Origin of the sequence: Paenibacillus xylanilyticus (assembly GCF_047246825.1) — a bacterium.
Classification (GTDB): Bacteria; Bacillota; Bacilli; order Paenibacillales; family Paenibacillaceae; genus Paenibacillus; species Paenibacillus xylanilyticus_B.
In genome coordinates, this window is the sequence record NZ_JBFOLB010000010.1 from 16,750 (window position 1) to 29,187 (window position 12,438).

11 protein-coding genes and 1 pseudogene are annotated in these 12,438 nt (G+C 38.0%); all 12 read left to right on the top strand.

Annotated features, from left to right (window positions below; all coding sequences use genetic code 11):
• Positions 1 to 37 precede the first annotated feature (37 nt).
• The 12 genes and pseudogenes from AB3N00_RS28715 (at position 38) to AB3N00_RS28770 (ending at position 12,296) form a co-directional block, all read left to right on the top strand.
• On the top strand, positions 38 to 769 hold the full coding sequence (locus tag AB3N00_RS28715; protein ID WP_413037563.1) for a DinB family protein: 732 nt from the start codon (positions 38 to 40) through the stop codon (positions 767 to 769).
• A gap of 196 nt (positions 770 to 965) precedes the next feature.
• Positions 966 to 1,334: a DUF5071 domain-containing protein gene (locus AB3N00_RS28720; RefSeq protein WP_413037634.1), complete on the top strand. Its 369-nt coding sequence runs from the start codon at positions 966 to 968 to the stop codon at positions 1,332 to 1,334.
• A 146-nt stretch (positions 1,335 to 1,480) separates the two neighbouring features.
• On the top strand, positions 1,481 to 2,368 hold the full coding sequence (locus AB3N00_RS28725) for an AraC family transcriptional regulator (protein ID WP_413037564.1): 888 nt from the start codon (positions 1,481 to 1,483) through the stop codon (positions 2,366 to 2,368).
• Between the two features lie 302 nt (positions 2,369 to 2,670).
• The gene (locus AB3N00_RS28730) at positions 2,671 to 2,847 is read left to right on the top strand and encodes a hypothetical protein (protein WP_181429751.1); all 177 of its coding nucleotides are present in this window, start codon (positions 2,671 to 2,673) and stop codon (positions 2,845 to 2,847) included.
• 716 nt (positions 2,848 to 3,563) lie between these two features.
• Positions 3,564 to 5,192 carry a serine hydrolase domain-containing protein gene (locus AB3N00_RS28735; RefSeq protein ID WP_413037565.1) on the top strand — a complete coding sequence of 543 codons (1,629 nt, stop codon included), beginning with the start codon at positions 3,564 to 3,566 and terminating at the stop codon, positions 5,190 to 5,192.
• Between the two features lie 47 nt (positions 5,193 to 5,239).
• Positions 5,240 to 7,048, top strand: a complete 1,809-nt coding sequence (locus tag AB3N00_RS28740) for a serine hydrolase domain-containing protein (protein ID WP_413037566.1) — start codon at positions 5,240 to 5,242, stop codon at positions 7,046 to 7,048.
• 323 nt (positions 7,049 to 7,371) lie between these two features.
• A pseudogene (gene fabZ / locus AB3N00_RS28745) lies at positions 7,372 to 7,811 on the top strand (3-hydroxyacyl-ACP dehydratase FabZ).
• A 396-nt stretch (positions 7,812 to 8,207) separates the two neighbouring features.
• On the top strand, positions 8,208 to 8,504 hold the full coding sequence (locus AB3N00_RS28750; RefSeq protein WP_413037567.1) for a hypothetical protein: 297 nt from the start codon (positions 8,208 to 8,210) through the stop codon (positions 8,502 to 8,504).
• Positions 8,505 to 9,024: 520 nt separating this feature from the next.
• Positions 9,025 to 9,756, top strand: a complete 732-nt coding sequence (locus tag AB3N00_RS28755) for a DNA polymerase beta superfamily protein (protein ID WP_110758105.1) — start codon at positions 9,025 to 9,027, stop codon at positions 9,754 to 9,756.
• A gap of 404 nt (positions 9,757 to 10,160) precedes the next feature.
• Positions 10,161 to 10,664 (top strand): ClbS/DfsB family four-helix bundle protein, encoded by a 504-nt coding sequence (locus AB3N00_RS28760; protein WP_110758102.1) that lies wholly within the window; start codon positions 10,161 to 10,163, stop codon positions 10,662 to 10,664.
• A gap of 147 nt (positions 10,665 to 10,811) precedes the next feature.
• The gene (locus tag AB3N00_RS28765; protein WP_413037568.1) at positions 10,812 to 11,687 is read left to right on the top strand and encodes an alpha/beta fold hydrolase; all 876 of its coding nucleotides are present in this window, start codon (positions 10,812 to 10,814) and stop codon (positions 11,685 to 11,687) included.
• Positions 11,688 to 11,882: 195 nt separating this feature from the next.
• On the top strand, positions 11,883 to 12,296 hold the full coding sequence (locus tag AB3N00_RS28770; RefSeq protein ID WP_110758100.1) for a hypothetical protein: 414 nt from the start codon (positions 11,883 to 11,885) through the stop codon (positions 12,294 to 12,296).
• The last annotated feature ends 142 nt before the right edge of the window (positions 12,297 to 12,438 follow it).

Sequence of the window (12,438 nt, forward strand, 5' to 3'; positions counted from 1 at the left end):
TGGTCACTTCCCCACTTTTATTATGGAGTTGATTTCAATGGATTTGGAGCAAAGAAGGGTCTGGAATGAAAACCATAAGAATTTAACTGAAATCATTTTAAATCCAAACGAACATGTTCGAGCGATTGAGCATTTTCTCAATCACCATGCTTTGTTGTACTCAGCGAATATGAGTAACGACCGTATCAATACTTTAGAGGATTTCATATTGGATAGTCTGGAGGAAAGTGCATTAAGGAAGTATCCAGTAAATGCTCCAGATACAAAAAATTCAATCGTATGGCATCTCTGGCATATTGCAAGAGTCGAGGACATGACGATGAATATTTTAGTAGCTGACAATCAGCAGGTACTTCATTCTGATGATTGGCTACAAAAAATGAACATCAGATTTCCCCATAGCGGAAACTGCATGAGTGATGACGATATCACAGAATTAAGTTCACGAATAAATATAGAATCATTATTAGAATATAGAATAGCCGTGGGAAAACAAACTCGACTAATAATTTCGTCACTGCAACCAGGCGAGTTCAGAGATAAAGTTCAAGATTGTAGAATCAAAAAGTTGTTTGATGAAAATGCTATTCTTCAGGAAGCAAGTGGTATTGCTGAATATTGGAGCAAGAAGACAATTGCTGGACTTGTGCTAATGCCAGCAACAAGACATAATTTTTTGCATTTGAATAAATGTGCCCGTATTAAGGATAAGTTGCAAAAGGAAATGAAAAAATCAAACCGACAAGCTCAACAAACTGGGATACGATAGCCCTAATTACCGCCTTTGGAAAAGGCGGTTTTCATTTAGATAGTAATCAACAATGTTGTTTAACATAGCCTATTTTAAAAGAGAACCGATGCTGAATTCCGAATGGAACTCTGAAGAAAAGTATATCCCACGTCAAGGTTAGTGCGACCTGTCTAAACGAAGTTAGGAGTGGTATTAACTGGAGAGCTCCGAATTAATCCCGAGAACAAAAATGGACTACGAGCGTGTAGAGCTATTGAAAAGTGCGCCAAAAGAAAAGGTTGTTCCTATTCTCCCTGAACTACTTGAATGGCTACAGGACATGAACTGGCCTATAGCTAAGGATATTGAAGATGTAGTTGCTAAATATGAGGAGTATTTACTTCCTCATCTTTTGGCTGTTTCAAAGACAACAGATGGCAGCTGGAAATACTTCTTGCTCCATGGGCTAATTAATCGGTTGTCTAATAAGAATCTCTCGGAACTAAAGCCAGAGCTATTACGCATGAGATTTAAACCTACAAAGGATGAGGTACAAGAGGAACTTAATGAAATTATAGATGAACTGTTATCAAGGATCGAATAAGCTAACGGGAAACTCTAGTTGAATAGGCCTGAGGAATTGAAGCGTTATTTATATCTTTTGTTGTTGTACTTGAATTTCTAGACAAAAGGGAGCATTTCTAAACAAGAAGAGATTCAGCGGTTCTTTTACACTGTAGGAGAAAGGAGGTGCGAAATTTAGAGATGCTTAAGCTCCTTCACCAATCCATTGATTATGTGGAACAACATCTGCACTTGCCCATTGAGATTGATGACATTGCTAGGTCAGCAATGAGTTCAAAATATCACTTTCAGCGCATGTTTCATGCAGTAACCGGTGTTACTGTGACCCAGTACGTAAGGAATAGACGGCTAACGCTTGCGGCGCAGGAGTTAGCGGGAACGGATTGTAAAGTCATTGATGTCGCGCTTAAATACGGTTACGAGAGTCCTGCAGCATTTACAAAAGCTTTTCAGCGGATGCATGGGGTAACACCTCTTGAGGCTAAGAAAATGAATGTGAAACTTAAAGCATTTCCTCGTATCTCCTTTCAAATTCAAGTTAAAGGGGAAACCGAGATGAATTACCGAATCGTGGAGGAAATCGAATCAACGGTAATTGGAAAAAGCGTTACTATCCGTAAGGATGCTTACAAGGAGGTACCTGAATTTGTAGAGGGGATTTGGAGAAATGGTGTTCATGATCAGATTAACGAGTTGGTGGGGAGGCCAGCAGGGTCACTGCTTTATGGTTATTATTTCAACTTTGACGAAGATGGGTCAAAACAATATTTAATGGGAGCAGAACTACCGACTGGAAAACAGATTCCTGATGAATTTTCCATCCTTCCTGTGCCAAACCAAACTTATGCGGTATTTGATAGTCGTGAGATGATTCCAGACGATGCAGATATTGGATTGGAGATTCTAAATATCTGGAAACGCATTTACTCCGAATGGTTCCCTTCAGTGAGTTTTGAACAAGTAGAAGGGCCGTGTATAGAGAAATACTATTGGGTTGATGATACTCATCAAGAATCAATCTGTGAAGTATGGATTCCGGTTAGGAAAAAATAATGTTAGTTTCCATGAAGCTCTTGGTCACCCTAGGTGGCCTTTTTTTACATGCGATCATTAACAAGTTTCTAAATACTTGATTGATAATCCAACTATACTAGGATTAAATGATATTTTATCTTAATATGCTATAAACTCTTTTGCATTGAAGTGATTGAACGGGATGCAACGGATTCATCGACATGATACCTCACTCAACAATATGTATTTATTTACAAAAAGTTGAAACCTAGATAGGATGTATTCGTATGAATAGGATAAACATATAATAGTTTCCGTAAAAAGGAAGGTGAGTTGAAGAAATGAAAAGAGTCTTAGCTGTTTTGTTATATCCCTTTGCTCTGGTGTTAGGAGTGGTCAGCGGAGCTTCTTTTGGGGGCGATACCGGCAATGGCGTTCGATTGATCAGAGATGTTGTTACAGATCGCAACTATGACGGACAAGCGCTTTATGATCAACTTGAACACAGAAATACATAGTCATATTCTTAATTAGATATCCTATCAGTGAAAGCAGTTAAAAATGTAGTCTAGTAAAGGCGTTTACTCCTAAAGTAATGTATTTCCAGCCAGTTTTGATCCTTTCCAGGTTTGAAAGTGGTTCTCTACTTTGAATGGATGGCAATACAAACGATCGAGATAATTTGTAGGAAACTCAAAGTAGTATGAAGACATGTTCCCTAGTGATGGCTGCGATTGCTATGAGGCTTTTTGGTGTGTTTAGGCCTTTCGAATTCGTGAGAACACATACTACAGCAAACAGTCTATTTAAAAGCGAAATTCACTAACGCATTAGAGTTGAAAGGTTTTAATCCATAAAATACACCTTTTTTGAGAGCGTATACATGATTAGCGTACTAATGTTTGTCACATTTGCATTCACGATCATTTTCCCTTGCTATCATCGAATCGACGTGTGAGCAGTAGCTCCCGTTTAAAGAACTCGTCTGACTATGAAACACAATACCGGACTATAGAATTGCTCAAGATTAATGCAGTTATTTTGAAGATAAGGAGAGAAGCTAATGCCGATGAGTCGTAGTTATCCCTATATTAACAAAGTGGTTGCCTGTTTTTTGTCACTCGTGTTTTTCATTCTGGCATGAGCGTTACCTGTCTACGCTGAGACAGAGAGTGTGGAAACAACGCCTTCTAGGATCCCGTTGTCTTCGCTAGAGGAAACAATCGATTCGTATGTGGCTACAAATCAAAAAAATACCGCTGCCGTTTCGGTTGTGGCTATTAAGAATGGGCAGACAATCGTTAACAAGACGTACGGTTATGCAGATTTTGAGCAACAGAGAACAGCAGATACATCTACTGTTTTTGAATGGGGTTCAACCTCTAAGCTATTGGTCTGGACAAGTGTCATGCAACTTGTCGAGCAGGGGAAACTAGATTTAGATACGAATATTCAAGAATATTTGCCAGAGGGATTTTTAAAAAAACTAGAATATGATGATCCCATTACTCTAATGAACCTTATGAATCATCAAGCGGGTTGGGAGGATAGATTGATTGATTTATGGTATTCGTCCGACGATGATATTGTAGATTTAAGTGAGGCTTTACAAAGATTTGAACCGAATCAGCTCTATAAACCTGGGAGCGTAGTCGCTTATTCTAACTATGGTACAGCTTTGGCCGCCTACATCGTGGAAGTGCAAAGTGGACAACCGTTTTATGAATATATCAATGAACATATATTTAAACCGCTGAATATGAAAGAAACGTCAATCCATCCTTCACAAAATGATAATCTAAACGTCTTAAAAAGAAGAAATGAGATTCAAGGGTATACTACTAATTTGAAACTCATCGCTAAGAACAGAGCATACATAAGCTTGTATCCTGCAGCAGGGGTCATTGGTACAGCGGAAGATGCTGCCAAATTTCTTGCAGCCTTGATGCCTACAGATCAGGATCGTGGCAATTTATTATTCAAAAACAAGGACACGTTAAACGAGATGCTGTCAACAAGTCTATATTACGATGGGACTTCCACTCCTCGGATAGCACACGGTTTTTTTGAGGTGGAATATTGGGTGCCTGCGCTGGAGCACGGTGGAAGCACCGCTGCGTTTTCAAGTAAATTTGTGTTTGACCCAAAATCTAAGTTTGGATTAGTGGTGATGACCAATCAGTACAATGAACTGGCTTATTGTGTTGGTCTTGTCCAGAAGTTGTTTGGAAATAGCTTCAGTACCAGTTCTGTTACGTCAGAGAGTGGTGGATATTATCTTCCTGCACGACAGGTAGTATCCGGATTTAGCAAGGGATATTCGATGTTAAGTATGCAGAAGTTTAACACATTTGATCTGAGTAACTTTGCTAATGTAGTTGAGACTGACGGCATAATTGAGAAGGCTTCCATTCCCTACAATGATTTTTTGCCTGTATCTAACTTAACGATAAACTTGATCAAAGCATCTATTATCGCTCTTGCAGTAGCCATCCTACTTAATTTGAGAGCTATTATTGGCTATTTGTTCCGGTTATTCAAATACAAATCAAAAAAATGGGAAAGGCCTGGGACAGGATTCGATAAGTATCACATCGCTATCAATTTCGCAGGTCTGGTAGTTATTCTGAATACGATACTATTGTTCATGCGAGCATTAGGTTTCCCCACCTATGCTTCATTACGTATCCATTTTATCTTCAACCTACTGTACGTGATTCTAGTTGCGGCATATCTTGTCCTGCTGATCTACAAACTGCGAAAAATAAGTTACAGCAAAAAGCGCAAGGCTGTATACATCATGTCTGGAGTGTCGGCTTTCCTATTTGCAGCTTTCATTGTGGGATGGGATTTATATTTTTAGTGCCCGAGAAGGTCGGAATTATATATAATGCTGAAGGAGAGCAGCTGATGCAGAAAAATTGCCAGAGAGATTTTGGTTTTCATACGATAAACAAAGTAATTGCTTGTGTTCTGTCACTCGTATTCGTCATTATCGCATGTGCGGTACCTGTATATGCTGAGACAGGTAATATGGAAACTACGCCCTCTAGAATTCCATTGTCTTCGCTAGAAGAGACGATCGATTCTTATGTGACTACGCATGAGAGAAACACCGCTGCCGTTTCAGTTATTGCTATTAAGGACGGTCAAACGATTTTTAATAAGGCCTATGGCTATGCAGATATTGAACAACAGAGAAAGGCGGATAGCTCTACTGTTTTTGAATGGGGTTCAGTCACTAAACTGTTGGTCTGGACAAGCGTAATGCAGCTTGTCGAGCAGGGAAAGCTTGATCTGGATACCAATATACAGGAATATCTGCCGAAAGGGTTTTTAAAGAAGCTGGAATATGATGCCCCCATTACGCTATTAGACCTTATGAATCATCAAGCGGGCTGGGAAGATAAAATGATTGATTTATGGTATCAGTCTGAGAATCAAGTTATGGATCTTGGAGAAACATTACAGAAATTTGAACCAAAACAGATTTATGAACCAAGGAGCGTAGTGGCTTATTCAAACTATGGTGTTGCTATGGCTGCCTATATTGTAGAACTGCAAAGCGGACAACCTTTTTACGAATATGTTAATGAACATATATTTAAACCACTCGATATGAAAGAAACTACGATTCATCCGTCACATCAAGATCGACCAGACCTCATGCTGAGAAGGGATCAGGTTCAAGGGTATACACCTAATGTGGAACTCATTCCCAAGACCAAAGTATACATGAATATATATCCTGCAGGAGGTGCTATGGGCACAGCAGAAGATGCAGCAAAATTCCTTGCGGCCCTGATGCCGATTAATCATGGTCATTTATTATTCAAGAACAAAGAAACCTTAAACGAAATGCTGTCAACCAGCCTATACTATGATGGAACTTCTATCCCTCGAATTGCACATGGTTTCATTGAGGTAGAGTACTGGACGCCTGCACTGGAACACGGCGGAAATACATTAGGGTTTTCGAATAAATTGGTCTTTGACCCCGAATCTAATTTTGGGTTAGTGGTAATGACCAACCAGTTTGAAGAAGAAGTTTATTGTTTTGGTCTTGTCCAGAAATTGTTTGGGAACAATTACAGAACTAGCTCTGTAACTTCTGGAAATGATGGATATTATCTTACTACACGACGTTCCAGTTCTGGATTTACTAAGTTCTATGCGTATCTTTTAATGGAAAAGTACTCCACGTTTGAGCTTAGTAACTTCACCAATGTTGTGGAGAAGGATGGTATCGTTAAGAAAGTCTCCTTTACATACAATGATTATGTACGTGTATCAAGCTCAACGTTGGTCTTGATCACTGCCTCTTTCATAGCTTTTGCAGTAGCCATCGTACTCAATTTAAGAGCTATTATTGGCTATTTGTTCCGGTTATCCAAATACAAACAAAAAAAATGGGAAAGACCCGGGACTGGGTTTGATAAATATCATGTTGCCATTAATATTGCTGGTCTGGCATTTGTACTGAATACTATAGTATTAGGCATGCGGGCAGTGAGTTTAAACTCCTCTTATTCTTCATTACGTATCCATCTGATCTTCAACCTAATATACGTGATTCTAGCTTTAGCATATCTTGTCTTGCTGACCTACAAACTGCGAAAAATAAGTTACAGCAAAAAGCGCAAGGCTGTATACATTATGTCTGGATTGTCGGCTTTCCTATTCGCTGCTTTCATTCTGGGATGGGATTTATATTTTTAGTGTGGCAAGCACCGATATTTAATCCGACCAGTGGTGAGGTTTTTCCGTTTAATTGAATATTTAATTCCATTGGTATGTTGATCGATGTAATTTTGTCGGGTTAACTCTGGCAATAGACAATCCTTTTCTTCAGTAAATTCTAGGTTTAAAAGAAGCAGATCAATGTGACCTTCTTGAAACCATATCTCTATAAAAGCCAAAAAGGCAGCTGACCAACGGGATCAGCTGCTTTTGTTCAACTAAAGGGCAGGTTAGTATAATAATGGATGATTTCTCCAAATAACGTTAGAATGTTTATATACCATTAATTGAGGAGGATTTCCATGCTTGATATTAATCAAATTAAAGAGCTTATTCCCCATAGATATCCCTTTATTTTGGTCGCTAGAATCATAGAAATTGTTGAGGGAAAGAAAGTTGTTGGAATTAAAAATGTGACTTTTAATGAACCTTATTTCCTTGGTCACTTTCCCGAATATCCTGTCATGCCTGGAGCGTTGATTGTAGAAGCACTAGCACAAGTGGGGGGATCGCTATGTCCAACGTAGAAAGCAATATACATAAGATAGGGTTACTGACTGGTATTGATCATTGTCAGTTCAAAAAGCAAGTAAAACCAGGGGATCAACTCCATCTTGAATTCGAAGTGAATCGAATTAAGGGACAGATTGTCAAAGGAACAGGCATTGCAATGGTAAATAATGAATTGGTTTGTAAAGCAGAAATAATGTTTGCATTTAATTCTAAAGAGGCATTCAACTAACGGAACTGGACGTTGGAATCCTGATGATCATTAAATCTTTAGTCAAGTAAGTTATCTTTGGGCATTCCTTATCATATGAAGCGAATCATTGTCCACACTGTGGTCATCATTATGGACAAAGATATCCCAGTCCGTTAGCGATCCCCATGTATTTTACGTTTGGTGGCATGTGTATAGGTCTCAGCACGTATATTTTTATCACAGTTTTGGAGTTGTTCTACGAGATGTAGTTTTATGATTTTTTTCGGTAGAATAGTGTTATGTAGGTGACAATAGCAAAACAATCCATATCTAATCTATTGGATTGGCTGGAGAACAATACTTGTGAAATGCAGACTCGTTGAAGAGACTGTGCAGTTTAGTAAATCGAATCTATGGTATAGGAGGCTGAACTGAATGGAGAATATAGTAGAACTCTTTGAAAGATTGGCAAGAGAAAGAGAAGAGGGATTAAAGGTAAACCCTAGATACGATATCGATAAGCTTGCAGATGACAACGGTGAAATACGTATCTATTTCAATTCAAACGTAGAGTACGAAATGTACCTGGATGGTAATGGTGTCATTGGTTCAACGGAGCGTTTCCTCGATACAGATGTATTTTGTAACGTACACAAGGATAGAATTGAAAAATTGACAGATGGGGAGACACTAGCACATATTGCAGCATTATCAAGTAATGACGATGTGTGAGCTTGATTATAAGGAGTGTTTCCATGAGTTCATATTGGAATTATCGAGTAGTCAAATATCGAGTTGGAGATGATGAAGTATTCGAAGTATTAGAAGTGTATTACGATCATGATATTCCAAACAGCTCTATCCTGAAAAATCCATTGAATAAGATTCGCTTGACGAGTTGCACCGGAAGATAATGAAAATCGCGACAGCTCTTTCAAAACCGGTTTGGGTTTGGGACGAAGAAGTATTAAGCGAGGACGGGCAATCTAAGTGAAGTCAGGCTTGGATTTAAAATAATTAAGGAGGGAACTGTCATGATAAAAAGACATTGGGGAAAATACTAATTTCTACTTGCCATCATATTACCGATCTCCATGATTGCTATCTTTACGCTCCCTCATGATAAACGCTATATTGCAGTAGCTATATTTCCATTACTATTCTGGGTTTTGTATTATTCGTGGATTGCATTAGTTAAACGAAAAAAAGATGCCTAAAGAAAAAATCTTTAATTTGAGAGGGGTGAGGGATAATGAAGATCCATAATCGTGTGGCCGTATTTAAGGCTGTTTCAGGAAGCATAAATCGAAACTTGAATGATGAAGCATCAGATAGAGATGTCAAATTCTTTGTATTACCGAATTTCGATGATTTGTATACCGGATCGCTATATAAGAACTTTCAAATTTCAGAGACAGAAGATATCGAAATTCATGATGTCAGAAAGTTAGAAAAAGTACTTACCCATTCAAACCTCACTTTCCTCGAACTACTGTATTCTGTAGAAGTAGATACGTTTGGATACGCTGAGATGAAGCAACTTCTTGAATATAGAGATAGAATCTCAACAATGAATCTAAGGAGTTTGTTCAACAGTTGTTTCGGTATGTATAGAGGCCAGATGAAGGATCTTACCAAACCAAACTCTGAAGTACAGGAAAGCATGATTGCTCGATATGGGTTTAACACGAAAAAGGCGATGATGTCTTTACATTTTTTGTTGTTCTTGATCAGATTCCATAAGTCAGACTTTAAAGGTTTTCAAGATGCTATTAGCTATGAAGGAAGCGATAGAGAGTTTATGCTTGGACTAAAGCATGGAGAACTTTCACTGGATGAGTTCAAGAAAATTGCTAGCTCAAATGAAGAAATCGCCCTGCAACTGGAACAAAGTTATTATGGAGTACCACTTAATAAGGAAGCGAATTATTACCTGAAGAACCTCTTACAAACTCTGGTTAAGAATCACTTGAAAACAATTTGATAGAAGTTATTTCTCTAAGATATGAGGTGGGTGTATTCAAAGGACTATGTTATATACTATAACTCGCTAGATGATGAAACCAAGATAGCCCACGAAATATTATCGGATCATTTGAACGGAAAGTACAACAATGGCAAGTATATCTATAAGGTTAGATACGAAGTGCATACAGGGCAAGAAGAGAACCTGGAAAAATCCTTCACAATTTCAGATGGATATGAACTAAACACTGATGAATCTTCCGTTCGATTTGTGTTGTCTACATATTAAGCAAGCAGCTGGTCAATGTGATCGGTTGCTTTTCCTCAACTAAAAGGCAGGTTAGTTTAAAAACAATGTATGAAGTGATACTTATCAGAACGATTACTCACGTGCTAATATATGGTAAATAGGAGGTGTTCGTCATGGAAACACAAAATGAAAAAGAAGTATTATTATTAAATAGCGACAAGAATTTTAAATCAATACTTGCAATAATCGAATCTGTACCCAGAAGCAAAAGAGAGAATTCTTTTGAAACTGAGGAGAGAGACAAAAATTTTCGGGATGTAGTAATGCATTTGTACGAATGGCATGCCATGCTTGAAAGATGGTATAGAGAAGGTATGGATGGTGACACTCCTTTTATGCCAGCAGCTGGTTATAAATGGAGTGCGATTAAATTGCTTAACATGGAAATATGGGGAAAATATCAAAATGTTACATTAAATCAAGCTATAAAAAAATTGAAATTAAGCCATGAGAGAGTGATGGTATTAATTAATTCACATACCAATGAAGAAATCATGACAAAGAAATACTATAAATGGACAAAAACAAGTAATTTATACAGCTATTTTGCTGCAAATACTTCAAATCATTACATTTGGGCTATTAAAAAATGTGAAGTTATCGCAAATTCCATATAAATTTTAACCAGATATATAATGGGGATGAAGGAGCCTCTTTATATTTTCTATACAAGCCCTTTAACTAACGCTAAACGATTTGCATGAGTGTTTTCTAGAGCGAATATACATCTTTCTAACCATAATGTTCATGAAAGGATCATAACGATGGAGCGATATAAGAGCTCATCTGGAAAGATGCTAATCCATGATTCATATAACAAGCTGTTACAAGCGTGGGGAACGGATTTCGAAGAAAAAAGTTTTGAAACGACGTATGGATTAACACATATCATTATTACCGGTGACCGTTCGAATCCTCCGCTGATGCTTTTTCATGGAACTGCTGATAACTCGGCCATGATGTGGATTTATAATATGAAGGACTTGTCCAAGGAATTTTATGTCATCGCAGTGGATGCTATTGGTGGGTCTGGTAAAAGCGAACCGAATGATGAATATTGGAGATCATTCAATCAAATAACGTGGATGGATGACATTGTAACAGCTTTGGACATACAATATATGAACATTTGCGGGGTTTCATATGGCGCATATTTAGCTTATTACTATACATTGAAAAGACCCGATAAGGTGAATAAGGTAGCCTGCCTAGCCGGTAGAATCCCGAGCAATTCATTTGAAGTGCTGTTTAAAATGATGACAGCCTTTTTGCCAGAGGCATTATTTCCATCTGAAAAGAATTGTACAAAACTACTGAATCAATTGAGCGGGCCTCGGCGTTCCACATTTCATGACAATAAACTTTTGACGAAGCATTGGTACTATCTGCTAAAATACTTCAATAACAGGTCGATAATGCAACACAAAATTGAAATACATACGGATGAGGAGATAGCTGAGTTGAGAGACAAGGTGCTGTTCCTGATCGGTGAATACGATAGATTGTCGAACTGTCCAAAAGCGATAAGGAGACTTAAGGACAACCAGATGAACTACAAAATTATCCCGGATACAGGCCATGCAATTAATCATGAGCAGGCTAATCTGATCAATATGGAGGTTATTCGCTTTTTGCATTGAATGAACTACAGCCAAGAGTGGGAGTAAATGATCGTTTTCTGCTTTAAAGTGTGTTCTTTAAAATGATGGGAAGTAATAGCACAATAAGAACAGAGAAGAAGCTGATCATTGTGAACGGTTGTTTTGTTAAGCAAACGAGAGTTAAAATTAAATAAAATGGATATCCTTAATTTAAATATTAGAGTGAGGAGAAACATGAACAAAAGAGTAAGAAAAAAACTGGGGTTACCTTGGAAACAGAAGCATAACATTATGCTAAAAACTTTGAAATTAAGTCGCAAGAAGCATGTTAACTCAGAATGGTATGCTCTTAGGTATAGTTTAATGCCGATGGGTGAGAATGACTACAGGATCTTGAACAACGAGTACTGGAACGAAGAAATGCAAGTCAGTGAATACTCTTATGCTACACACTGGTTCATAGCATTGTATTGTTTTAATAGAGACAATCTTCGAATCCTCACCTTCCCTTGCTCAAGCGATGGCAGCAGCACAACTATCTCACCAGTACGCATATGTGACTATGTTCATCCTGCGTGCAAAGCAACTGTCTTTCAGGATTTCGAAAAAGTTAAACAACAAATATTGAACGATAGCTTTTGGGATTAATAACTGATAATCGGTTACATTAACGGGAAGCAATAGTTCTATACTACAAAGAAAGCAGCTGATTATAATGATCAGCTGCTTTTATTCAGCTAACGGGCAGGCTAACGCAACTTTTCAGAAATTGGAATCTTATTCGATAATG

Excerpts from the sequence above, each read along its gene's own strand:
- AB3N00_RS28715 (WP_413037563.1), top strand. The coding sequence starts at position 38 with ATGGATTTGGAGCAAAGAAGGGTCTGGAATGAAAACCATAAGAATTTA.
- AB3N00_RS28730 (WP_181429751.1), top strand. The coding sequence starts at position 2,671 with ATGAAAAGAGTCTTAGCTGTTTTGTTATATCCCTTTGCTCTGGTGTTA.
- AB3N00_RS28740 (WP_413037566.1), top strand. The coding sequence starts at position 5,240 with ATGCAGAAAAATTGCCAGAGAGATTTTGGTTTTCATACGATAAACAAA.
- AB3N00_RS28750 (WP_413037567.1), top strand. The coding sequence starts at position 8,208 with ATGGAGAATATAGTAGAACTCTTTGAAAGATTGGCAAGAGAAAGAGAA.
- AB3N00_RS28755 (WP_110758105.1), top strand. The coding sequence starts at position 9,025 with ATGAAGATCCATAATCGTGTGGCCGTATTTAAGGCTGTTTCAGGAAGC.
- AB3N00_RS28760 (WP_110758102.1), top strand. The coding sequence starts at position 10,161 with ATGGAAACACAAAATGAAAAAGAAGTATTATTATTAAATAGCGACAAG.
- AB3N00_RS28765 (WP_413037568.1), top strand. The coding sequence starts at position 10,812 with ATGGAGCGATATAAGAGCTCATCTGGAAAGATGCTAATCCATGATTCA.
- AB3N00_RS28770 (WP_110758100.1), top strand. The coding sequence starts at position 11,883 with ATGAACAAAAGAGTAAGAAAAAAACTGGGGTTACCTTGGAAACAGAAG.